Below are 22636 nucleotides of genomic sequence, written 5' to 3' on the forward strand. Positions count from 1 at the left end.
CGGAGCCCGCGCAAGCTTCCCGGTCATGGGCGTGTCCTGCTGGACAGCGCGTGGACGGAACTCTAAAGTTTGAGCCTGCTAGGGCGCCATAGTTTGTGTGTGCCGTGAGCCATCGGCACACACTATGTGTTCAAGTACGGCGCATAGTTAGCGCGTAATCCAACAAATCAATTGGTTGCGTGCGATGGCTGGCGGTATTTGGGCGCGCAAAGTTTCATAGTCTGTACTTGGCCTTCATCCCTGCTGCGGCCTTTTCCTTGACTTGACGACTCGTGATGGAACGGCGGTCTTTCATTGCGCCGGGCAGCCCGTGGCAAAACGCTTCGTCGAGAGCTTCAGAGCAAATTGCACGACGACCTGCTCAACCGCGAGTGGTTCCGAAGCCGTGCGGAGGCCAAAGTGCTAATCGAGCGATGGCGACAGTTTTACAACGAGCAGCGACCACACGGTGCACTGGGTTACCAGCCGCCGGCATCCGTCCGGCGCGCATGGGATCAGGCTACTATCCTCACCGAACTCACCGCCTGATTGGCTACATTTTCCGGCGCAGTTCAGGTGGTACCGAAAGCTCTGTTATCAACCAGTTGTCCGTGGATTGAGGAGAGAAGAGACTCGCCCGTGGGCTCACCGACTCGTGTCACTAGACGACATGTCAGTAGTCAAGGTGGAGGAGCCATGTTGCGTCTTGAGCGCATCCCACCTCAAGGACGCAAGTTTTTCGATGCGCGCATTAATGTTTTCAGGAGTAAGTCCGGCTATGAACCCAGAATGCGTGCCAGGAAAAATAAAAAACATGACGTCAGAGCCTATGCTCTGTTCAACAATCTTCGTGCAATCACCCTGCTCATTCCTCGTCTTGCAGACTGAGTGACCAAGTTCTTCATGGAGTCGAAGTGAGCCTTCGCCAATCTGATTCTCGGGGCCGATATCGGCTACTACTGCGTAGGCGAGCTTATCCCCATGAACCACAACGGCGACATCTCCTACCTTAACGTTGAGGGTGCTCGGAAACCCACCTCCAGGAATGGCGATGTATGCAACATGGTCCGCGTCAACACTCGGACTACCCTTGAGCGGGTATCGGAGTGATGTGTTTGGGCTGTTCGTTCCGCGTTGTGAAGATGAAAGGCTCTTTGCATAGTCGGAGCCGTCGGCATCTACAGCTAGCTTGGCGTCAAAGAAAATGGTCCCGTTCTTGAGCCTAAGCAAGGTGGTGTTGTTGTTTTGCTCTTGGCACGATTTCCGATGGTCCTGACGACATTTGCGTGCGGCCCTATCGAATGAAGCAAATCGTTGTTGAAGACTACTGCTTGCGACTTCACCAGTAAGGTTCACGCCTGCGATGACCCCCATGGAAGCTTTGGGCGGGGTATAGCTAGGTTGGGTGTGAAGAGGGGCGGAGGCAAGAGCGCCAAGCGCAAGTATCAATCCCGGCTTCATATGCGGCCCTTTAGCTTGAAATAATTCGAGCCCGAGTGCTGCCCGTTAAGTGATGTATACGGCGGCAAGGAAAAACATTTCGCCGTAGGGCGTTGGCATCATTTCGCTGGGAGATAGCGAATGGAATCCAGGGCTTCCAGGCCATGGATCCATCACGCCGACAGCTTGCACATTTGGACCCAGCGGTGTGTCGAGGTAGTCCACCGAAACTATGACCATGGCATGATGACTATTTCCATAGAGCAACGGTCGGTTGTTCGCAAGCTCGTTGATAAGAATGGCGTTATCTATGTTCTGGACGCCATGGAGTGCATCAAAAGCAGCGACGAGATTGGAACTGAAGCTCGCGCCGTCACGGTCGACCCAGGCGCTGGCTAGGTTTCTAGCAATATTAATGGGGTCGTTTGATGGCGCGCACACCACTTGGCCATAGGTTCTTTGAACAACATCCTCCTGTGCCACATCGTGGCCGTGCGATGCAAAGATCATGGAAATTGAGGCGGCCCAGCACCAAGCGGGACATTCTTGACGTATTAACTGGGGCTTATGCACCCAGGCTCTCGAAGGAACACCCATGGGGGTGGGATAGCCTGTACGCCCCGACGATGCACGGAGCAAAGGGGACGCCGCAAGGCCAGCTAATGCACCGACAAAGGCTCGCCGATCCATATTCGCCCCAAGACGCTGAGTTCTTGGAGGCAACGATAGTGATATTCAGCGGCACGTAAATAAGCCAGTCGACGTAAGGTGGTCACGCAACTACTGAATATGTCTGGGTAGCGTTGCGTAGCTGAAACACAATAACCAATTGATACATCAAATTGTTGGTACGAGGTGTCCCTAGTCAAGTTCGGTCAATTGGAGCAGGACACTTAAATTTGTCTTGGTTGGAGAATCATTACCTGTTGAACGACAGCCGGAAGCCTCGGCTCTTCGTTTACCGCAAAGGAGGCCTTGGTCAGATGGCACGATGGCTAGCCTGCTTTCATGCAGTCGGTAGCGGTTGGTTGACGTTTACCAAGGCGTGTTTGGGCGACTGATGACGCTGATTGACCTATTGGGGGATCGAGAGTGGAGCAACGCCTTCCTAATGGACAAGATCAGCACGCACAAGCAGCGTGTGCTGATCTCGAAAAGTGGCGCAAGCGCTCAATCGCCAGTCTGGATAATGAGGCGGCGCTTAACCACATCGGCACGCTGATCGACGCTTCACACGACGCAGGTTTTATCCGGGGCGCGGACCGGGCGCTATATCTTATTGATGAACTCGCCAAACGCGACGTGGACGCCAGGCACGGGGCAATCTGTTGATGTGCGCCGAAAATTGAACCGGGATGTGCATCGAAAATTGAGCCACCCGCTTGTGTTTCAGGTTAGCTCAGATCTGGGTTGAGGTCGGGGTCTTTGCCTCCTTTTTGATGTCCATGCCATGGTTCCTGAAGCGGTAGCTATCGTTACCGGTTTCCAGGATGTGACAACGGTGTGTGAGCCGGTCAAGCAGTGCGGTGGTCATCTTGGCGTCGCCAAAGACACTGGCCCACTCGGCGAAGCTGAGGTTGGTGGTGATCGCCAGGCTGGTGTGCTCGTAGAGCTTGCCGATGAGATGGAACAGCAAGGCACCGCCGGCTTGTGAGAACGGCAAGTAGCCCAGCTCATCGAGGATCACCAGATCGGCGTCCATGAGGCGCGAGGCCAGCTGTCCCTGCTTGCCGGCCGCCTTCTCCTGCTCCAGCGTATTGACCAGTTCGATGGTTGAGAAGAAGCGCACGCGTCGGCGTCCATGCACGATCGCTTGCACACCGATGGCCGTGGCCAGATGGGTCTTGCCGGTGCCGGGCCCGCCGACGAAGACGAGGTTCTGCATGGCGTCCATGAAATCACCACGGTGCAATTGACGAACCAGCGCTTCATCGACGGCGCTCTGGGCAAAATCGAAGTTGCTCAGGTCCCGGTAGATCGGGAAGCGTGCCACCTTCAGTTGATAGTTCACGGAGCGCACTTCGCGCTCGGCCACCTCGGCCTTGAGCAGCGTGCTCATCAGTGGCATGGCCTCGCGATACAGCGGCGTACCCTGTTTCGCCAACTCATCGAGGGCGTGCGCCATGCCGTGCAGCCGCAACGACTTGAGCGTGGTGATCATGGCGTCATGCGACATGGCGTGTCCTCCGCAGACCGTCATAGCGCGCGACGTTGGCCACCGGCTCGACCTGCAACGTCAAGGATGGTGGCGCATCCACCGGTGCCGGTGGAGTCTCGCCAACCAGGCGCGCCAATAGGTTGATCACGTGCGGCTTGGAGGGTGCGTTGGCCTCCAACGCCAACTCCACCGCGGTCAGCACCGCCTGCTCGTCGTACTGCAACACCAGCGCGAGGATCTCGACCATCTCCCGGTCACCGCCGGGGCGCGGGAGCAGCAACGCCTGCAGCCGCCGAAAGCCCTCGGGCAGATCGGCAAACGGCGCGCCGTTGCGCAGGGCGCCCGGCTTGCGCTGGAGCACGCTGAGGTAATGGCGCCAGTCATAAATCGTCTGACCGCCATCGTGGCTGCGGTTGATCCGGCGTCGGTGCTCGGCAATGACCTGACCCTCGGCCGCCATTACCACGCGGTCGGCGTACAGGCGCACGCTGATGGGACGGTTCGCATAGCTGGCCGGGACGCTGTAGCGGTTGCGCTCGACGTGCACCAGGCACGTCGGCGTCACCCGCTTGGTCTGCTCGACGAAGCCATCGAAGGGCGTGGGCATGGGCATGAGGAAGGACTGCTCGTCCTGCCAGACGGCCGCAATCGTGCGATCGCGCCATGCGGGATGGGTGAACTCTTGCCATAGCGCCATGCAGCGCGCTTGCAGCCAGGCGTTGAGCGCCTCCAGAGTGGGCATCGTAGGCACCGTGGGCCAGAGCCGGTGACGGGCATCCTGCACGTTCTTCTCGATCTGGCCCTTCTCCCAACCGGAGGCCGGGTTACAGAACTCCGCCTCGAACAGGTAGTGGCCGACCATCGCGGCAAACCGGGCGTTGACGTCGCGTGCCTTGCCTCGGTGCACCTTGTCCACGGCGGTCTTCATGTTGTCGTAGATGCCGCGGTGGGGCACGCCGCCAAACACGGCAAAGGCGTGCTGGTGCGCGTCGAACAGCATCTCGTGGGTCTGCAGCGGATAGGCGCGCAGCAGAAAAGCGCGGCTGTGGCACAGCTTGAACTGCGCGATCTGCAGCTTTACGCGCTCACCACCGATCCGGGCCACATCCTCGCTCCAGTCGAACTGGAACGCCTCGCCCGGGGCGAACACCAAAGGAACAAAGGTGCCTCGGCCGGCGGTGCGAGACCGCTCTTGCTCGGCCCGGCGCCACTCGCGGGCAAAGGCGGTCACTCGGTCATAGGACCCGGTGTAGCCCTTGGCCGCCAGGGCGGCATACATCAGCAGAAGCGTACGGCGCTGCTTGCGGGGTTGTTGCTGGTTGCTGCGCAGCCAGCCGGCCAGCTCGGCCGCATAGGGATCCAGCTGACTGGGACTCTTGCGGCGCGGATAGTGCGGGCTGGTCTCACCGCTTGCCAAGTACTTGGCAATGGTGTTGCGTGACAGCTTCGTGCGTCGGGCGATCTCTCGGATCGAGACCTTGTCGCGAAGGTGCCAGCGTCGGATTACGCTCAATAGGGCCACGTCGATCACTCCCGTTACTCCCGCTCGTGCTGTGAGCGGAGGGTGGTAGGAAGTGGCTCAAATTTGGGCGCACATCACCCGGGAAAGTGGCTCAGTTTTGGATGCACATCAACACGATGGGAAGAAAAAGATCGCTCAGCCACGCCCGCTCGCCGATAGCCTCTGGCGTCCTTTCGCTTTCGGCGAAGCACGCGGTTACCAATTGCTTTCCCAAGAGAGTGATGGTCTTGCCATTGAACATCGCGTGGGACATGGGGGTCTGTAGGTCCCAGTCATCCAGGTGTTTGCCGGCGAACACATCTGGCACGCGTTTGCTACCAGAGCCCTGTGACGGGATGAGGGCATAGTTGCTCGCGACCCATACGCGCCTCAGCCTGTCTAGCTGGGCGAAGGTGAGGGTGGTCACCGATGACATTAGGGGGTATCGGAATTCGCTGGAGACTTTGCCCGTAGCGATTGCGCTAGCTAACCGGCCGTAAAGGGGGGCCTTTTGGTCTTCTATATCTGCAGTACAGGCGCGCAGCATGCTGATCAGTTCGCTCGCGGTCATCGCCTCGGCATTTTCGGGGAGTACTTCACCCTCGTATGCCGCACGACAAAACTCGTCGTAGCGTCGCTGATTTGAATCAGCCAAGTATTTTGCTAACGCGTCAGGCCCCTTTTTCAGGAGCGACAGTGCGGAGGCGGCACCGGGCGCTATGGCTTGCACCGCAATTCCCGCGGCGGCTTTAACAAGCTCACCAAATGGACTCTGCTCTTCGGCCATTGCTTTAGCCTCGCTGGGCTTTGGACGGCTTCACGGCCCATTGTTGCAGCCGGACCGAGGATTTAACCTGGCGACGAACGTTACCGTCCTCCTGCCTCAAATACAGAGACGGCCGGCGCGACGGGTCCCGGGCCACCTGGGCTACTAGCGTGCAGCTAACTGGCGCGGATACAGTCCTCACTCCGGTTTTACGCCGGGTCAAAGGTGTGCGAAATCACAGGGGGAGTCAATGGATGAAGCTAGGTCCTGCCCGCATTGCAGGAGCAACGCCGTTATGTCAAAGCGTGCTATCTATTTGAGCGGAACGACCGCGCTTGAAAGCACCACCACTGCAGTTGGAACTATGGGACTTGGCGCCGTAGGCGCTGGCGTTGCGCATCGGCAGGGAACGAGCGCGACGGCTCTTGCTGCAGAATGCGCGCCGCCACAGCCTGAAATCACCAAGCCATTCGCGGCTGCTTGGTTGATTTTTTGCTTAACATTTTTCGGCTTGCTCTTCCTGAGTCATCTTCGCGCGCTGCATGACACATACATTGCGGCAGGCGTCGCTTTGTTTGTTTTCGCCGCGCTCAGGGCTGCCAACGCAAAGGCCGTGCAAGACAATGCGCCCAAGCTGGCACAATATGAGATGGAGTGGCGATGCCTGACATGCGCTGGCGTCTTTGTCCCTTAGGATACGTAGGGTGTCGGCCAAGACATGAACGAAAAGCCCGGCACTTGGCCGGGCATGTCGCGCGGTGACCGCTAGTTAGGCTTTTGCGGAGACGCAATTGGCAATAGTGGCGCCCGCCCTTTGTTCGATGTTTTCGGCGCCTTCAGGGCACTCCCACTCAGCCATTAAGCCAAGGAGCTTTTCAACTCTCGCGCTGTTGTGCGGCGCGGAGGAGACAGTCACGCCGGTTGCATAGTCAGCCGACTGTGAGGTTTGCTCGAAGTGGTGGTTATTGTCCATGGTCTTTCCCCTGTGGTTGGTCGTCGCAGCCGGGAGGCTGCAGAATTTTCAGTTAGGCGGTTTCGCGTAGGCTTCGCACGTTGCCGGCCCGGCGCTTTCCGGGTTTTCCACGCAGCAGGTTTCGAAGTACTAGCAAAGCATTTCGCTTTGCGTCGAGGTAATCGTGTCCGTCGTAGTGCTCGTCCTGCACTCCTCCGATGCCGTGTGACTGCAGCTGTGCACGGTGATATTTGCTGACGTCTTCGGCCGCAAGGCGGGTTTCTACAGTGCGGCGAAGAGCACCAACGGTGAACCCTTTTCCGCCTTCGAGTTCGCCCGCGTCCCGCATTGCCGTCACCACCGCTTCCAGGCGGTCGCTAACTATCGAATTCGTGGCGCCTGTTAGCCCGTTGCTGACGGTGAAAAGGTAGTTTCCGACCACTGGCTCCCGCATTGCGTGCATAGCGGATAGCGCTTCCGGGAGTAGCGGTAGGACGTGCTTACGGGCACCGGTGCGCCGTCCCTTTACGTCCATGATCGTGATGGTTTTTGCATCGCGGTCAAAGTTTTGCTCCGTAAGTCGCCCCAGCTGAACGATGCGCTGCGCCCCGGTGAGGATATGGAACCTCAACAGCGCGCCGCCGGCATCGTCCATCTGCTCAATGCGCCGCCAATACGCCGCCAGCTCGGCGAGCGACAGCTTTCGACCCTGAGAGCCGTATTCGTCGTGCTTCGTCTTAGCAATAGGGGCAAGCTCGGCCACCGGGTTGTGGCGCCAGTTCAGGGACCGCAGGGCAGGGATGGCGCTGGCTGAGCGTCGGGCACGGATCGCAGCGACGTACGCCGCATGTAGATATGAACGAAGTTTCGCCGCCGCACGCATCTTCCCCTCATCGGTGACGGTAGTGACGATTTTGAATAAGTCCTCGTCGTCCACGTCCACTAGTGGCTTTTTCCACAGGCCGGGGTGATCCCTCTCTATGTGCCGAGCGAATGCGGTTTCTACCTCACGCGCTGATGCTTTACCGTCCTTTCGCAACTGAGCCACGTAAGCGTTGAGCAAAGTGCTAAGCGTCACGCGTGCGCGCTCTTCTGCTTCTGCGAGTGCCTTAGCTTCCGCCGCCGCAGCGTCCGCCGCGGCCTGTTCCGCGGCTTCCTTCTCAGCTTTGAGGATCGAGCGCAGATCACGCTCACCTGCTCGATAGCGTCGTGAAAGCTCGTTCGCACGGTCCTCGGCTTGTTCCAGCGTTATGCCAGCGGTTCCGGCTCCGTCATGCGGCCCCAGCGGATAAGAGTCGCGCTTCGCCTTGCCGCTTTCGTCCTTCGGAAGCGTGTACCTGAAATAGAACGTCGCTCCGCCAGACTTCATGCCGTAGGCCATTAGCTGACCGCTGCCACGTGTGTCGCTGTTTGTAAGCCACTCGCCGGGCTTGATCTTGCTTAGCTTGGTCTTTGTGATCGCCATCCGTTTGCCGTTCGTTGTACACAAGCTGAGATACCATCATAGACTATAGTGGACGGTAATGGACTATTGTTCAATAAGTTATATTCAATCAGTCCCTCGGCTAAGACTGTATTGGACACATGCAGACTGTAGCGAAGGGCCTTAAAATCCCTCAACCGAAAGGTTATCCCGGTTCGATCCCGGGTCCGGGCACCACTTTCATCGGATGAAGCATCCGGGAGAGGCCATGAGTACCGTGAGATTCCTGGGGCCGTATGACAAGCGTGTCGCCGCCGAATTACCCGAGGGGTATGTCGTCGGTTCCTGCCCCGGCGATTGCGTCCTCAAAGATGGTGTGGAGATCTCCGGTGTCGTGCGAGGCGTCGGGGAGCAGCACTGGTCCGACGGCAGTCGCACCATCACCGTGTGGGTCGAGGATTTTGACCTTGACGTTGCCGGCCTCAGGAACTGGTCGACGGGTGTCGAGTGATCGGCTCGCTGAGCGCCTGCATACATTGTCAGGCAACTTCGGTATGTCCTGTAGGGTGCTAAGGATGCGGCATTCGCGCCGCCGGCTGAACGCTTGCATAAAGCCATAGCGCAGCCTATGTTCTCGGCATCAACCCAAGGAGGGTGACTGGTGATCAAGGTAGTCTTGATTGATGATCACGAGCTGGTGCGCACGGGATTCAGGATGATCCTGCAGCAGCAGCCTGATGTTCAAATCTGTGGCGAGGCAGGAACGGCGGAGGAAGGGCTGAGGCTCATCCGGTCGAAGGCGCCCAACATCGCTCTCGTCGACGTGCACATGCCAGGCATGAGCGGCATCGAGCTGACCGAGCGCGTATCCCGTTCCAAGTTGCCGACGCACATCATCATCGTGACGGTTGTCGACGATGCGAGGTTTCCGAAACGTCTGCTTGACGCGGGCGCGCTGGGTTATCTCACCAAGGGGTGTTCATCCGAGGAGCTGCTCGAAGCGGTACGACAGGTGGCTTATGGTCGCCGTTATCTGGCTCCCGCCGTGGCCCAGCAATTGGCACTCGCCACCCTGGATGGGGAAGGCTCTCCCTTCGATGCGTTGTCGAGCCGGGAACTGGAAGTCGCAATGATGTTGGTACGGGGCAAGGCGTTGACCACGATCGGCGATCAGCTCAACCTGAGTCCCAAGACGGTCTCTACCTACAAGCAACGCCTGATGGAGAAGCTGCAGGTGGACCACGTGATCAGCCTGGCTCATCTCATGACGATCCATGGACTGCTAGACACCCACAACAATCAGGTAGGCAGCTAAGCGCAGGCGCTTAAGATCGCGGGTACAAAAAAGCCGGGCAATTGCCCGGCTTCTTTTTGTTTGCCTTGAGGGCCAGCTCAGCCGTGCGACGCGTCCTTCTTGGGCGCTTCGTCGGTTTCCTCGGCCGCGCCTTCCTGCGAGTCGGTCGTCGCATCAGGGGAAGCGGCCAGACTCGCGTGGGCAAGCAGGTCACCTTGTGCGGGAGCGGCAACCGGCTCAAGCATTGATGGCGCTTCGACTTGTACGTGAGCGACTTCAACGGCCGGCTGCGATTCCTGCTCCACATGCGGCGCCGTATCGAGGTGCGCACGGAAATCAATGGTAGTACTGGTCACCACCTCGGCCACTGGCGTCGCCACCGGCTGGCTTTCCGGTGCATGCGTAGCGGTGGTTGCGACGTCGATCAGGGAAGCGGCTGCTTCCTGCTGGATCGTAGGCGCGGTCTCCACCGGGGCGATGGGCTCGACATGTACCAGGGTCGGGGCTACGGCTTCCACCGGCACTTCTTTCACCTCTTCCGCTGTCGTGGCCTCGGAGGCTTTGTCCGGGATCGGCGGCAACGCCGGGAGGTTGAAGGAGGAGGGCGTCACCGCACTGAGGATCTGCTCGGGAGCGGTTTCCATCCGTGCTTCGCGAGGCTGTTCTTCATCGGCCGGGTGCTGCGCGTTGGCGGCCGGGTGTGCCGGTTCGACATGCCGTGTCTCGCTTGCGGCAACGATGACTGCCGCGGTTGCTGCTGCAACGGTCGCCACAGGGGCAGCGGAAGACGGCGCCGCTTCTTCCGCGCGATCTTCATCGTCCAGGTCAAAGGAGTCTTCGGTGCCCTCGGCGGTCGTCATGCCGGCCTCGCTGGCGTCTTCATGGCGACGACGGCGGCGGCCACCGCGACGACCACGGCGACGCCGGGACTGTCCACCTTCTCCGGCGACGGTAGCGTCAGGCGTGCTGGCCATATCGCTGCCAGGCAGGGCGACTGCGTCCTTCGCAAGCTCCTTGGCGGTTTCGTCCACGACAGGGGGCGCGACCGGGCGGCTGGTCTCGGTGGCTGGCTGTGGCGGAGCGGCTGCCGGCTGGGCCGTCTGCTGCTGTGCCGGGCGCGGCTGGCGTTGCTGCTGCTCCTGGCGCTGCTGCTTGCGCTCGCTCTGGGCCTGGTCGGCTTTGGGCTGCTGCTGGCGCGGTTCCTGAGCCTTGTTGCCCTGAGGCTGCTGCTCGCGGCGCTGCTGCGCAGCTTCGTTGCCACGCTGGCGATTGCCCTTGGCTTGCTGCTGACCCTTCTGGCCCTGCTGAGGCTGCTGCTCACGGCGCTGCTGTGGCTGCTGCGCACGGCCAGATTGGCCTTGGCGGCCGCGTTCGTCGCGACGCTGGCCACGGGCCGGCTGCGATGCCTCGGTCTTGGCCGCAGGCGCTGGAGCTGCCGGTGCCGCACCGCTGCGGAACCAGCCGAGCAGACGTGAAATGACGCCGCCGCTGGGTGCTGGCGTAGCGGCGGGCCGGCGGGTAGACGAGGCGGCCTGGGGCGCCGGAGTCTCCGCAGTCTCCTCTCGGACCGGGGCAGGCGTAGCGGGCACGATGCCGCTGACAGCCGGCTGCTCGCTGCTTCCCAGGGTCTGGCCCATCTTCGGCAACGGCGAGGCTTCCACGGCCGTGAGGCGCTCGTAGCTGGGCTTGCTGTGCTCGCCCATGTCGGCTTCGCGGATGCGCTGGATCTCGATGTGCGGCGTTTCGAGCTTGTCGTCGGCCACGATCACTACGTGCACCTTGTTGCGCAGTTCGATCTCGACCACGCTGGCGCGCTTTTCGTTGAGCATGAAGTTGGCGACGCTGGGCGGCACCTGCACCAGCACCTGGCCGGTGTTGTCCTTCATGGCGTGTTCTTCAATCAGTCGCAGCGTCGACAGCGCCAGCGACTCCACGCCACGGATATGGCCATGGCCTTCGCAACGCGGGCAGACGATCTGGGTGGCTTCGCCCAGGCTGGGACGCAGGCGCTGGCGCGACATCTCGAGCAGGCCGAAGCGGCTGATGCGGCCGATCTGCACGCGGGCGCGGTCCAGCTTGAGGGCGTCCTTCAGGCGCTCCTCGACTTCACGCTGGTGCCTGGGGCTGTCCATGTCGATGAAGTCGATCACGATCAGGCCGCCGGCGTCGCGGATGCGCAGCTGGCGGGCGATCTCTGCCGCGGCTTCGAGGTTGGTGTTGAACGCCGTTTCCTCGATGTCGCTGCCTTTGGTGGCCTTCGACGAGTTGATGTCGATGGCGGTCAGCGCTTCGGTCTGGTCGATCACGATCGAGCCGCCCGAGGGCAGGCGAACCTGACGATCGAACGCGCTCTCGATCTGGGTTTCGATCTGGTAGCGCGAGAACAGCGGGGTGTCGTCGCGGTACAGCTTGAGCTTGCGCAGGGCCGTAGGCATGACCTGCTGCATGAACTCGCGGGCGTCGTTGTAGAGCGATTCCTCGTCGATCAGGATCTCGCCGATGTCGCTGCGCAGGTAGTCGCGCAGGGCACGGATGAATAGCTTCGACTCCTGGTAGATCAGGAACGGTGCCTTCTGGGAACCGGCAGCGGTGGAGATCGAACGCCACAGCTGCAGCAGGTAGTCGAGATCCCATTGCAGTTCTTCGGCATCGCGGCCAAGGCCGGCGGTACGCACGATCAGGCCGACGTCGTCGGGGACCGTGAGGTGGTCCAGCGCTTCCTTGAGCGCCTGGCGGTCTTCGCCCTCGATGCGACGCGAGACACCACCCGCCTTGGGGTTGTTCGGCATCAGCACCATGTACCGGCCGGCCAAGCTGATGAAGCTCGTCAGGGCGGCGCCCTTGTTGCCGCGCTCCTCTTTTTCGACCTGCACCACCACTTCCTGGCCTTCCTTCAGAAGGTCACGGATGTTGGACTTGTTGGGGTCGAGACCCTGAGTGAAGTACTCGCGGGCGATTTCTTTCAGCGGGAGGAAGCCGTGGCGTTCTGCGCCGTAGTCGACGAAGCAGGCTTCCAGGGAGGGTTCGACGCGAGTGATGCGGCCTTTGTAGATGTTGGCCTTTTTCTGTTCGCGGGAGGGGATTTCGATGTCTAGATCGTAAAGGGTCTGGCCATCGACGATGGCCACACGCAACTCTTCACGCTGAGTTGCGTTGATCAACATACGTTTCATTGTAATTTTTCCTCGGCTTGCCGCGCGTCGCGTGCCGCGGTGGCGCCGTCACTGCGGCGGCCTGCCGGGGATCGCGCCGCTGCGGTTAAGCGGCAACATGACGGCATCGTTTCCGGTGCCGGGATGATTCGTGGCAATGCGCCCGTCGCCCCGGCGCCCCTGGGGAACCGGACAACGACCACCCGAACCGTTACGATGAAAGGGAGCAGCGACCGGCTGCCGAAGAAGGCGACCGGCGCTATCCTCGCCGACGTCACGGGGCGGGCTTCCCGATTCCCATCCGAACATCGGCAGGGCGGGACGAAAGCGCCGGCCGAGTATCCTATTTCGCCAGGTTTTTTTCAATGCAGACGGCAACTTCCCCCGGAGCACCTCAAGGTGTGCGTCAAGTCGAGATTGGTCCCGAGCGGGATGGTCAGCGCATCGACAACGCGCTGATGACCCTGCTGAAAGGGGTGCCAAAGAGCATGATTTACCGTCTCCTGCGCACGGGCCAGGTCAGGGTGAACGGCAAGCGCGCGAAGCCCGACACGCGTCTCGCGGCCGGCGACACGCTGCGCATCCCCCCGGTCCGGGTAGCGGAGAAGGAAGTTACCAAGGGGCCTGCGGCAGGGCTTGTCTCAGCGATTACTGAGTCGATCATTTTCGAGGACAAGCATTTCCTGGCGATCGACAAGCCGACCGGCATCGCCAGTCATGGCGGCAGCGGAGTCAGCCATGGCGCGATCGAGCTATTGCGGGCAGCCCGCCCAACGGAACATCTGGAGCTGGTCCACCGGCTCGACCGCGACACCAGCGGCGTGCTGGTATTTGCCAAGACGCGCGCCGGCCTGACTGGGCTGCAGGCCGCGATCCGTGAGGGCACGGTGACCAAGCAGTACCTGTGCCTGATGGTCGGTCATCCGCGCAAGGCCAAGTTCAGCGTCAATGCCCCGCTGCAAAAATCGGTGCTGCAGGGCGGTGAACGCATGGTAAGAGTGTCCGATAACGGCAAGCCATCGCTCACTTTTTTCCAGGAAATGGAGCAGTATCCAAGCGCCCGCCTGATGCAGGCAACGCTGGGCACCGGCCGTACTCATCAGATTCGCGTGCACGCGGCTCATGTCGAGCACCCGCTGGCCGGTGACCCGAAGTACGGCGACAAGGAAATGAACAAGAAATTCAAGGAGCTGGGCCTGGGGCGCCTGTTCCTGCACGCCTCGCACATGAGCTTTGAGCTGGACGGGCGTGCCTACAGCTTCTCCGCCCCGATGCCGGATGACTTGAAGGATTTCCTGGATGTCCTTGCCGTAAAAGGAAAAAGGATCCGGCGCCTGCAAGAACACCTACAGGAAAAAGCGCGCACTGACCTCAAGTGAGCGCAGCAGGTGGCCGGTAAGGCCGCTTTCGACCAGCAGGGCACTGAGCGCATGAGCCACGGCGATCGGCACGAGCCGTGGCGAGCGGATGAAACACCAGGCCCACCATAGCTCGGCGAGCAGGCACAGCTGCATCAGCGAGCCGTTGGGCGTGTGGAGAAGGCCAAAGAGCCCTGCGATGAACAGGATGATCACGGGTACCGGCAGGCGCGTGTGCCTCAACCGGCCCATGACGATGGCCAGCATGGCCCATTGCTGCAGCAGCGCCCAGCCGAAATAGGCAAGGACGTGTCGTGGTGCCAGGTGTACCAGGCCGTGTCCGTCGGCGAGCATCAGGCCGAGCGCCACGGGTAGTGGCAGGAGGGGCCAGAGCCAGTCCGCCCACGTTTGCCCCCGCCATGCCCACGGCGCGGGACGTCGCCGCCACTCGCTGCATCCTCCGTAGGCGATGGCGGCAAGAAAGGCGGTGATGCCGGGCAGGGACAGCGGTGGTCCCCAGCGCAGGCCGGCGATCAGCCATAGCGGACCGGCGGCAATCGCTGCGGCCTCGACCCAGGGGCGGATCAGGCCAGGGCGCTGCCGCCAGAGCAGCCAGGCCAACCACGCCAGATACGCGCCGCACAACGACCAATCAAGCCAGGCCCATGGCCGAGGGTCGTGCGCCGCGTTGATCGCCGCGCCGTAAGGCACGATCACTGCGCCCGGCCAGCGCTGCAAGGCCTGGTCCCGCAGCGTCAGCAGCGTTTCGGCGGAAGCCCCCGCGGGAAGCCGGATGATCGGCGTGGGTGACGGCGGGCGGTTCTCGCGTACCGAGGACCACAGCATGCCGCTGTCGTTCGCCTTGATGGCTGCGCCCATCGCGGGCGGCGGGAAAGCCACCAGCGCGATGTCGCCGATCATCACGGTCGAACCCGGCGGCCATTGCGCGCTCAGGCGAAGCATATAGTCGATGACGCCCGGCGCGGGGCACGCGACGCCTGCCGCGGTTTGCCATGACAGGCGGCGGAGGTCGACGGAGACGGTTCGGCCGCCCGGTGCGACATCGATCATTGATGTGGCCGTGCACGACGGGCTCGTCGTGCTGGCCTGATAACTCAAGCCCACCGTTCCGGCGGAAGACGACTGCACGTCAAGCTGGAGCAGGGGCCAGTGCGCTGCGTCGATCGGGCCGGTGACGGGCAGGCCGAGTTCGAAACGTGAACCATCCCGGCTGCGCAAGCTCAGGGCGCCGGGTGCCGATGCCGTCTCGGCCTGACCGAATACCCTGCCGGCGACCAGGTCGGACGCCTGTCGCAAGCGCCATTGCCATAAGGGCTGTCCCTCATGCAGCGCAGTCAGTCGTTGTCGCGCATCGTGCACCAGGCGGCCACGCGTCACCCAGCCCGAGATCGCGGCCATCAGCCACAGCGCGAACACCACCGCCAGGGCAAACCCGGCGAAGGCGGCGATGCGGCGCGTGGCGCGCGGGGCGCTCAATGGTCGAGCAGGGCTTCGACGCGGGCGGCGCAGATGAAGTCGTTGAGCGAAAGACCGCCGACGTCATGGGTCGACCACAGCACCTGGCAATGGCCGTAGCCCGCCTCCAGATCCGGATGGTGATCTTCCTGGTTGGCCATGAAGCCCACGGCATTGATGAAGCCCAGGGTGTGGTGGAAATCCGGAAACTTGAAGTCCTTGACGATGGCCTTGCCGTCGCCGCTGGGCTTCCAGCCCGGCAGCGTGGCCAGCAGCTCGGTGATCTTTGCCGCGTCCAGCGCATGTTCCTTGCCTTTGCGTGGCGTGCAGTGCTGGCTGGCGAGGGGGTGAAGGCTCATGGCTGGCATTCCGTATCGAGAAAGGTGCGAAGGTTCGAAGTTGGGCGGGCAAAAGTCAAAACAAGGCAGCGCCGTCAAAATAGGACTAAAATGGTGCTGTATTTATCCGGCCATGCCGGGTTTCAGCTGGAGTAGACATGATCGAGATTTCAGAACGCGCGCAGAAGCATTTCCTGCGACTGCTCTCCCAGCAGGGCATTGATGGATTGAGCATTCGCCTGCGCGTGACTTCGCCGGGCACGCCGGCGGCCAATTGCGAGCTGGAGTTCGCCGAACCGGACGAACTGACCGGGCAGGAATGGACCATCGTCTGCGAGGGTTTCGACTTCCACGTGGAGGGCGACAGCGCGTCCTGGCTGGAGGGCGCCAGCATCGACTTCGAGCCCAATGCCACCGGCGGCCAGCTCAACATCCGCGCGCCGCGCATCAAGGGCGAGATCCCGGGCGAGAATGCCGGGCTGATCGAGCGGGTGCGTTACGTGCTTGAGGCCGAGGTCAATCCCAAGATCGCCTCGCACGGCGGTCGCGTGAGCCTGCTGGAGGTGGATGCCGACGGCGTCGTGGTGCTGCAGTTCGGCGGCGGCTGCCATGGCTGCGCCTCGGTGGATGTCACGCTCAAGCACGGCGTGGAGAAAACCCTGCGCGAGCGCGTGCCGGAAATCACCGCGGTGCGTGATGCCACCGACCATAGTGGCGGCAGCAATCCCTATTACGAAAGGAAGGATGGTCGCTCGGCCATGGGCTGATCACGACCAGCGTATGGCGGCAACAAAAAAGGCCCGCGCGATGCGGGCCTTCTCGTGTGCGGCAATGGCTTACTTGTCGCCCTGGATATGGCCTTTCACGGTATCCAGCTTGGTCGGCAGGCTGGAGAAGTACGCGGCAACGTCCTCGATGTCCTGCTCGGAAAGCGTGGCGACGAAGCCCTTCATGATGGCGTTGTCGCGCTGTCCGCTCTTGTACTCGTGCAGGGCCTGCTGGAGATACATGTCGTACTGGCCGGCCAGGCGCGGGTACTGCGGATCAACCGCGTTGCCGTCGGTGCCGTGGCAGGCAAAACAGGTGGCGGCCTTCTGCTTGCCGTTCTCGATGCTGGCGGCGGCGAAAATCTGCGTGGATGCGAACGCCAGGACGGCGCCGAATGAAAGCAGGGTCAGTGCACGTTTCATGCGGAATGGTGTCCTTGGCTTACTTGGCGAGGCTGGAGAGATAGGCGGCGATGTCTTCGATGTCCTTGTCGGACAGGCTCTGCGCCTGAGCCATCATCGTCGGATGCTTGCGTTCGCCGCTCTTGTAGCCATGCAGGGCGTTGACGATGTACTGCTCGTTCTGGCCAGCGATGCGCGGCACCGGATAGTTCGGATAGGCGTTGGCGTAGCCCGGAACGCCGTGGCAGCCGTTGCAGGTGTAGATCAACTTGCGTCCGGCGGCCTTGTCACCCTCGGCATGCACGCTGGCAGTGGCGAAGAAAGCGGCGGCCACGGTCAGGCCAAGCAGTTGCAGTCGAGTCATCTGAAACGTCCCCACGATTCCGGCTGGTACATGGTGAAAAGTCGCGAAAGTATAGTCGTTGCTTTCACGAACGGACAACATGTCGCAAGCCACTGATTCTTCTCAGTGCGAAACATCACCATAGGTGCATGCCATCGACGCGGGCCTCGATCCTGCGCCTCAGCAGACCAAAGGAAGCAACATGAGCAAGCGCGGCATCAAGACCGGTCGGCCGGGATGGATCAGGGTTTTCATGGGGGCGCTGGGCCTGGCCTGCTGCGCGGTACCGGTGCTTGCCGGAACACCTGCGGCAGGTTACCGCATCGTCGGCTACGTACTGGACGCCTCGCCGCTCCCCACCGTTAGCGCCGACAAGCTCGATGTCGTCAACTATGCGTTTGCGCGGCTCGACCCGCAGGGCAACGTGATTTTCCCCAGTCCCACTGCCGACCGCACGCTGGCGGCGCTCGTCGCGCTGCGCAAGGTCAACCCGGGACTCAAGGTGATCGTGTCGATCGGTGGCTGGGGCGCCGATTATTTCTCCGATGTGGCCCTGACCGCATCCACGCGCCAGCGCATGGCGGACAGCGTGGCCGCGCTGGTGCAGAAGCACGATGTCGACGGCGTGGATCTCGATTGGGAATACCCCACCTTGCCGGGCGCCGGCATCAGCCATCGGCCGGAAGACCGCCGCAATTTCACCTTGCTGCTCGAAGCCCTCAGGGCGCGGCTCGATCAAGTCGGCGAGGCACATGGCGGCCGCCATTACCTGTTGACCATCGCCGCCGCGGACGGCGAATTCGTCGCGGGCATCGAGCTTCAACGCGTATCGCGCGCGCTCGACTGGTTCAACCTGATGACCTACGACTTCCACCAAAGCCTCACGCCGACAACGGGGCACCACGCGGGATTGCATCTGTCGGCCCTCGCGCCGGCTGACGATCGCGCCGGCGACAAGGCCGTGGCGCAGTTCCTGGCGGCGGGCGTGCCGGCGAAGAAACTCAATCTTGGCGCGGCGTTCTATGGGCGCGCGTTCACGGGCGTGGACCCCGCGCATGACGGCCTGCAGCAGAAATACGCCAAATACGTGGGCGATCCGTCATGGCGCGAACTGGTCGCGCAATACATCGACAAGAACGGCTACGTGCGCCATTGGGATGCGAAGGCGCAGGCGCCTTATCTGTGGAATGCAGACACGCGCACTTTCGTGAGTTATGAGGATCCGCAATCGATTCGCGCCAAGGCGGCTTTCGTCAAGGCGAAGGGATTGGGCGGCGTGATGTACTGGGAGCACGGTCTGGATCGCAACGAGGAACTGCTCGACGTGATGGACCAGTCGTTGCGCCCGCGCTGATTTCTTCCGTCATTCCGGCCTGCGCCGGAATGACGAGCCTGGGTCCTGGCGTATGTGCGAAAAGCGCCGGGCCTGCGCCGACGCTAGAACAGGCTCTTGAAGATATGAATGCCGGCGGTGTATTCGCCAATGATGGTGCCGAAGCTCACCAGGAAGAAGTTGAGCAGCGTGCGCGCGACGCGGTTGCGCCACCAGCCGCGCCATTGGCCGATGTCGTCGCGCAGCGTTTCGAAATCGGCCACGCGTGGGCGGCGCACCCAGGCTTCCACCATGGCGCTGATGCCGCCGGAGGGAATGCCTGGGCGGAATGGCTTGATCGGACCGGCGACGAAGGCAGCCAGCGCGCTGAGCGGATGGGCGCCGGCGAGGATGGCACCGAGCAGCGAGAAACCGCCGGTGTAGACGACCCAGTCGCGCAAGGCGGCCGCACCCAGCGATGGGCTGCGATAGAACGCGAAGCCGATGGCAACAAACACGGCCAGCACCAGGCCCACCGCCACCCATTTGGGCCAGCTCGATTTCGGCGGGGCAGCGGCAAGCAAGGCAGCTTCGCTCGACGGATCGGTCTGCTGGGTGCGCAGTAGCTCGCACAAGCCTTTCAGGTGGCCCGCGCCAATCACCACCAGCACGCGCCGGCCTTCGCCAAAGCCGGCCGCCGCCGATTGCTCGCGCAGGCGCGCGGCCATGTAGGCGTCGCGTTCGGCGATCAGGCTGCGGTAGAGCGGCGCGGAATGGGTGGCGAATTCGCTGAAGGCGCTTTCCAGCATGTCGCCTTGCTTGAGTTTTTCGATTTCGGTTTCTTCGATCTGCTGGCGCTCGAACACGCTGGCGATCAATCCGCCCATCAAACCAAAGCGCTGCCACAGGCCCACGCTGTGCCAGGCGCGACGCAGCGTGGTACCCACTTCGCGATCGACCAGCCACACCGGCACGCCGCGCTGTTCGGCGCCATCCATGCCTGCTTTCATCTCGGCGCCCGGCTGGATGCCGTACTGCTCGGCCAGCCGCTTCTGGAAGGAAGACAGCACCAGGCTCGCGGCCACCATGCCGGCCTTGCCCTGGCGGATCACCTGGAACAGGTCCATCTGCTTGAACGCTTCCGGATCGCGCATGCCCTGCGCGCGGCTATCGCACAGTTCCACGGCGACGGCGTCGAATGCTTCATGCGCCAGTATCGCGTCCACCGCTTCCACGCTGGTGCGCGAGACGTGGGCGGTGCCCAGCACGACGTACTCCACGCCATCGCGCGTGACGCGTTCGATGGGCTGGTCACGTAGCACGCTCGGCAGGGAATCGTCGATGTCGGTCAGGCTCATGCGGGGCTTCGATGGGGCAGGTCGGGAAACGGCATGGGGTTTTCCATCGCGCGACACAAGCCGCGCGCAGGCGTCAGTCGCGGAAGCGCTTCAGCAAGTCGCCATAGGCGTCGATGCGACGATCGCGCAGGAACGGCCAGATGCGGCGGACATGCTCGCTGCGGGCCATGTCGACGTCGACCACCAGCAGTTCCCGCGAGTCCGTACCCGCCTGCGCGAGGAACTCGCCCTGCGGACCGGCCACGAAACTGGTGCCCCAGAACTGGATGCCGTTGCCCACGCCCGCGACATCCGGCTCGAAACCCGTGCGATTGCACGACAGCAGCGGCAACCCGTTGGCCACGGCGTGCCCGCGCTGGACGGTGACCCAGGCCTCGCGCTGGCGATCCTTTTCGGCCTGTTCGTCCTGCGGGTCCCAGCCGATGGCGGTGGGGTAGAGCAGCAGGTCGGCGCCGGCCAGCGCCATCAGGCGCGCGGCTTCCGGATACCACTGGTCCCAGCACACCAATACGCCCAGGCGTCCCACTGAAGTCTCGATGGGGTCGAAACCGAGGTCGCCGGGCGTGAAGTAGAACTTCTCGTAGAACGCCGGATCATCCGGGATGTGCATCTTGCGGTACTTGCCCGCGATGGCCGCGGAGCGGTCAAACACCACCGCCGTGTTGTGGTACAGGCCGGTCGCTCGCTTCTCGAACAGAGACGCCACGATGACCAGCTTCAGCTCCTCGGCCAGCTTGCCGATGCGCGCCGTGCTATGGCCGGGAATGGTCTCGGCCAGGTCGAATTCGTCCACCGACTCGCGCTGGCAGAAATACGGGCCGTTGTGCAGCTCCTGCAACAGCACCAGCTCCACGCCCTGGGCCGCGGCGTCGCGTAGACCCGCTTCGATGGCATCGAGATTGGCATCGCGGCTGCCGCGGTCGGTTTCCTGCAGCAGGGCGACTTTGAGGGTCTTGCGGGTCATCGGCTTAACTCTTGGGTGGCGCTGTCGACGAGGGCAGGTCGCCAAGTCTAATGGATGCGGTGCGGCGGCCCGTTTCCGGGCCGGACGCCGATTCAGCGTGTAGGGTGCCGCGCGTCGTTTCCGGCGCGTGGCGCCTGTCAGACGATCCCGGCCGGCAACTGCATGGTGATGCAATGCAGGCTGCCGTTCTGCCAGATCAGCGGACGGCAGGGCACCTGCACGATCTCACGGTCCGGATGCGCCTCACCGATGATGCGGGCGGCTTCGTCGTCGGCTGTGTCGCCATAGGCGGGCACCAGCACCGCGCCGTTCACGATCAGGTAGTTGGCGTAGGAAGCGGCCAGACGCCGGCCTTCGTCGACGATCGGGCGAGCCCAGGGCAGGGGATAGAGCTGGTACGGGCGGCCATCAGGCGTGCGCAGGGCGGCGAGTTCATCGCCCATGCGCTGCAGCTCGTCGTAGTGTGGGTCGTTCTTGTCGTTGCAGGCCTGGTACACGATGCGGTCGCCCGGGGAGAAGCGCGCAAGCGTGTCGATATGGGCGTCCGTGTCGTCGCCTTCGAGATAGCCATGGTCCAGCCACAGCACGCGCCGGGCGTGCAGGCTGTCGCTGAGGATGGCGGTCATTTCCTCTCGCGACTGCTCCGGATGGCGCTGTGCAAGGCAACGCCAGGTGGTGAGCACGGTGCCCGCGCCGTCGCTCTCGATGCCGCCGCCTTCCAGCGCCCAGTCGATGCGCTTGTGCGCCGCCTTGCCGAACACGCCATCCTGGACGAGCCCGGCGATCAGCGCGTCATCCTGTTCGGCGCCGAACTTGCCGCCCCAGCCAGTGAAGCGGAAATCGGTGAGCTGGAACTGGTTGTCGCCCGCTTTGAGCGTTATCGGGCCCGAGTCACGCAGCCAGGTGTCGTCGTACGCACGCTCGACGAAACGGATCTGGGACAGATCCACGCCTTCACCCGTCAGCAGGGCCTGCACGCGCAGGCGCAGCTCGTTGCTGGCCACCACGATGATCAGCGGCTGGAAGCGCGTGACCGCAGCGGCGAGCGCGACATAGGTCGTCTCCACGTCGGCCAGTCGCTCGGCCCAATCGGTGCCGGCATGCGGCCATGCGATCAATACGGCCGATTGCGGCTCCCATTCCGCCGGCAGGCGCAGGCTAGAGTCAGTCATCAGTGGCATCTCATGCATCGGGGAAGGCAGCGGCCGCGACGGGCCGGCTGCAAGGGACGTGCAGTGTAAACGATGCGGCGTGACGGCACGGAAACGACGACGCGGCCCGTGTCGCCACGAGCCGCGTCGTCAGTCAGCCGGGAACGGTCAGTTGACCGAGGCGGGATTGGTGTTATTGCCCGCGGGCGTGTTGAGCACCGCGTGGACCACATGGCTTTTTTCGAAGTACACGATGAAGTTGGAGTAGTCCCAACGATTGATGACCGGATGCTTGGCGGTGTCGCCGCCGCGCGGGGAGAGCTTGCGCTGCGGGGCGCCGTACTTCTTCTCGACCTGGTCCATGCTCATGCCGCGCGCGGGCAGGTCCATGCCCTGTTCCTGCTGCACTCGATTGACGAGCAGGTTGTCCGCATGGGCGGTGGGCGACCAGGCGCCGGCCACGGCCAGCAGCACGATCATCGACAGGCTGGTGCTGAACTTG

Annotated in this window: 23 protein-coding genes and 1 pseudogene; 8 read left to right on the top strand and 16 right to left on the bottom strand. The window is 62.5% G+C overall.

Features of this window, described 5'->3' with window-relative positions:
- Nucleotides 1-287: 287 nt before the first annotated feature.
- Nucleotides 288-528: pseudogene (locus tag VFG49_RS01580) on the top strand (integrase core domain-containing protein); the annotation flags it as partial.
- Between the two features lie 96 nt (nucleotides 529-624).
- Here VFG49_RS01580 and VFG49_RS01585 read toward each other — a convergent pair.
- A complete protein-coding gene (locus tag VFG49_RS01585) occupies nucleotides 625-1440 on the bottom strand; it encodes a glycoside hydrolase family 75 protein (RefSeq protein ID WP_324857720.1) in 816 nt (271 codons plus the stop codon).
- 45 nt (nucleotides 1441-1485) lie between these two features.
- Nucleotides 1486-1929 carry a hypothetical protein gene (locus VFG49_RS01590; protein ID WP_414649022.1) on the bottom strand — a complete coding sequence of 148 codons (444 nt, stop codon included), beginning with the start codon at nucleotides 1927-1929 and terminating at the stop codon, nucleotides 1486-1488.
- A gap of 582 nt (nucleotides 1930-2511) precedes the next feature.
- Between VFG49_RS01590 and VFG49_RS01595 the strand changes: the two genes are divergently transcribed.
- Nucleotides 2512-2751 carry a hypothetical protein gene (locus tag VFG49_RS01595; protein WP_324857724.1) on the top strand — a complete coding sequence of 80 codons (240 nt, stop codon included), beginning with the start codon at nucleotides 2512-2514 and terminating at the stop codon, nucleotides 2749-2751.
- A gap of 67 nt (nucleotides 2752-2818) precedes the next feature.
- Here the strand turns inward: VFG49_RS01595 and istB are convergent, their stop codons facing one another.
- The 3 genes from istB to VFG49_RS01610 form a co-directional block, all read right to left on the bottom strand.
- Nucleotides 2819-3595, bottom strand: a complete 777-nt coding sequence (gene istB, locus VFG49_RS01600; RefSeq protein WP_324857726.1) for an IS21-like element helper ATPase IstB — start codon at nucleotides 3593-3595, stop codon at nucleotides 2819-2821.
- A complete protein-coding gene (gene istA, locus VFG49_RS01605; RefSeq protein WP_324857728.1) occupies nucleotides 3585-5108 on the bottom strand; it encodes an IS21 family transposase in 1524 nt (507 codons plus the stop codon). Before istA ends, istB begins: the two co-directional genes overlap by 11 nt.
- Before the next feature lie 82 nt (nucleotides 5109-5190).
- The gene (locus VFG49_RS01610) at nucleotides 5191-5865 is read right to left on the bottom strand and encodes a hypothetical protein (RefSeq protein WP_324857730.1); all 675 of its coding nucleotides are present in this window, start codon (nucleotides 5863-5865) and stop codon (nucleotides 5191-5193) included.
- Nucleotides 5866-6139: 274 nt separating this feature from the next.
- Here VFG49_RS01610 and VFG49_RS01615 point away from each other — a divergent pair, with 274 nt between their 5' ends.
- The gene (locus VFG49_RS01615; protein WP_324857732.1) at nucleotides 6140-6538 is read left to right on the top strand and encodes a hypothetical protein; all 399 of its coding nucleotides are present in this window, start codon (nucleotides 6140-6142) and stop codon (nucleotides 6536-6538) included.
- Between the two features lie 75 nt (nucleotides 6539-6613).
- Here VFG49_RS01615 and VFG49_RS01620 read toward each other — a convergent pair whose 3' ends face one another.
- Nucleotides 6614-6817 (bottom strand): hypothetical protein, encoded by a 204-nt coding sequence (locus VFG49_RS01620; RefSeq protein WP_324857734.1) that lies wholly within the window; start codon nucleotides 6815-6817, stop codon nucleotides 6614-6616.
- A 52-nt stretch (nucleotides 6818-6869) separates the two neighbouring features.
- Nucleotides 6870-8261, bottom strand: coding sequence for a hypothetical protein (locus VFG49_RS01625; protein WP_324857735.1), 1392 nt, complete (start codon nucleotides 8259-8261; stop codon nucleotides 6870-6872).
- A 226-nt stretch (nucleotides 8262-8487) separates the two neighbouring features.
- On the opposite strand from VFG49_RS01625, the gene VFG49_RS01630 reads away from it, so the two are divergent.
- Together VFG49_RS01630 and VFG49_RS01635 are read left to right on the top strand one after the other, a co-directional pair.
- Nucleotides 8488-8730: a hypothetical protein gene (locus VFG49_RS01630; protein WP_324857737.1), complete on the top strand. Its 243-nt coding sequence runs from the start codon at nucleotides 8488-8490 to the stop codon at nucleotides 8728-8730.
- Nucleotides 8731-8880: 150 nt separating this feature from the next.
- Nucleotides 8881-9534, top strand: a complete 654-nt coding sequence (locus VFG49_RS01635) for a response regulator (protein ID WP_324857739.1) — start codon at nucleotides 8881-8883, stop codon at nucleotides 9532-9534.
- Between the two features lie 77 nt (nucleotides 9535-9611).
- Here the strand turns inward: VFG49_RS01635 and rne are convergent, their stop codons facing one another.
- Nucleotides 9612-12686: a ribonuclease E gene (gene rne / locus VFG49_RS01640; RefSeq protein WP_324857741.1), complete on the bottom strand. Its 3075-nt coding sequence runs from the start codon at nucleotides 12684-12686 to the stop codon at nucleotides 9612-9614.
- A 344-nt stretch (nucleotides 12687-13030) separates the two neighbouring features.
- Here rne and VFG49_RS01645 point away from each other — a divergent pair, with 344 nt between their 5' ends.
- The gene (locus VFG49_RS01645; protein WP_324857743.1) at nucleotides 13031-14044 is read left to right on the top strand and encodes an RluA family pseudouridine synthase; all 1014 of its coding nucleotides are present in this window, start codon (nucleotides 13031-13033) and stop codon (nucleotides 14042-14044) included.
- Here VFG49_RS01645 and VFG49_RS01650 read toward each other — a convergent pair.
- Nucleotides 14012-15520, bottom strand: a complete 1509-nt coding sequence (locus VFG49_RS01650; protein WP_324857745.1) for a type II CAAX prenyl endopeptidase Rce1 family protein — start codon at nucleotides 15518-15520, stop codon at nucleotides 14012-14014. The two genes, VFG49_RS01645 and VFG49_RS01650, sit on opposite strands and share 33 nt — an antisense overlap.
- A complete protein-coding gene (locus VFG49_RS01655; RefSeq protein WP_324857747.1) occupies nucleotides 15517-15858 on the bottom strand; it encodes a 4a-hydroxytetrahydrobiopterin dehydratase in 342 nt (113 codons plus the stop codon). Before VFG49_RS01655 ends, VFG49_RS01650 begins: the two co-directional genes overlap by 4 nt.
- 137 nt (nucleotides 15859-15995) lie before the next feature.
- Here VFG49_RS01655 and VFG49_RS01660 point away from each other — a divergent pair, with 137 nt between their 5' ends.
- Nucleotides 15996-16604 (top strand): NfuA family Fe-S biogenesis protein, encoded by a 609-nt coding sequence (locus VFG49_RS01660; RefSeq protein WP_324857749.1) that lies wholly within the window; start codon nucleotides 15996-15998, stop codon nucleotides 16602-16604.
- Nucleotides 16605-16673: 69 nt separating this feature from the next.
- Here the strand turns inward: VFG49_RS01660 and VFG49_RS01665 are convergent, their stop codons facing one another.
- Together VFG49_RS01665 and VFG49_RS01670 are read right to left on the bottom strand one after the other, a co-directional pair.
- A complete protein-coding gene (locus VFG49_RS01665) occupies nucleotides 16674-17027 on the bottom strand; it encodes a cytochrome c (RefSeq protein WP_324857751.1) in 354 nt (117 codons plus the stop codon).
- Between the two features lie 19 nt (nucleotides 17028-17046).
- Nucleotides 17047-17370: a cytochrome c gene (locus VFG49_RS01670; RefSeq protein WP_324857753.1), complete on the bottom strand. Its 324-nt coding sequence runs from the start codon at nucleotides 17368-17370 to the stop codon at nucleotides 17047-17049.
- A gap of 181 nt (nucleotides 17371-17551) precedes the next feature.
- On the opposite strand from VFG49_RS01670, the gene VFG49_RS01675 reads away from it, so the two are divergent.
- Nucleotides 17552-18703, top strand: a complete 1152-nt coding sequence (locus VFG49_RS01675) for a glycoside hydrolase family 18 protein (protein ID WP_324857755.1) — start codon at nucleotides 17552-17554, stop codon at nucleotides 18701-18703.
- An 83-nt stretch (nucleotides 18704-18786) separates the two neighbouring features.
- Here VFG49_RS01675 and VFG49_RS01680 read toward each other — a convergent pair whose 3' ends face one another.
- The 4 genes from VFG49_RS01680 to VFG49_RS01695 form a co-directional block, all read right to left on the bottom strand.
- Nucleotides 18787-20019, bottom strand: coding sequence for a TraB/GumN family protein (locus tag VFG49_RS01680; RefSeq protein ID WP_324857757.1), 1233 nt, complete (start codon nucleotides 20017-20019; stop codon nucleotides 18787-18789).
- A gap of 73 nt (nucleotides 20020-20092) precedes the next feature.
- On the bottom strand, nucleotides 20093-20983 hold the full coding sequence (locus VFG49_RS01685; RefSeq protein WP_324857759.1) for a carbon-nitrogen hydrolase: 891 nt from the start codon (nucleotides 20981-20983) through the stop codon (nucleotides 20093-20095).
- Nucleotides 20984-21120: 137 nt separating this feature from the next.
- Nucleotides 21121-22155, bottom strand: a complete 1035-nt coding sequence (locus tag VFG49_RS01690) for an agmatine deiminase family protein (RefSeq protein ID WP_324857762.1) — start codon at nucleotides 22153-22155, stop codon at nucleotides 21121-21123.
- A 147-nt stretch (nucleotides 22156-22302) separates the two neighbouring features.
- Entirely contained in the window at nucleotides 22303-22614 is a 312-nt protein-coding gene (locus VFG49_RS01695; RefSeq protein WP_324857814.1) for a hypothetical protein, read from the bottom strand.
- Between the last annotated feature and the right edge of the window lie 22 nt (nucleotides 22615-22636).

The sequence above is a fragment of the Dyella sp. genome (genome assembly GCF_035685885.1).
In the GTDB taxonomy this organism is placed as follows: Bacteria; Pseudomonadota; Gammaproteobacteria; order Xanthomonadales; family Rhodanobacteraceae; genus Dyella.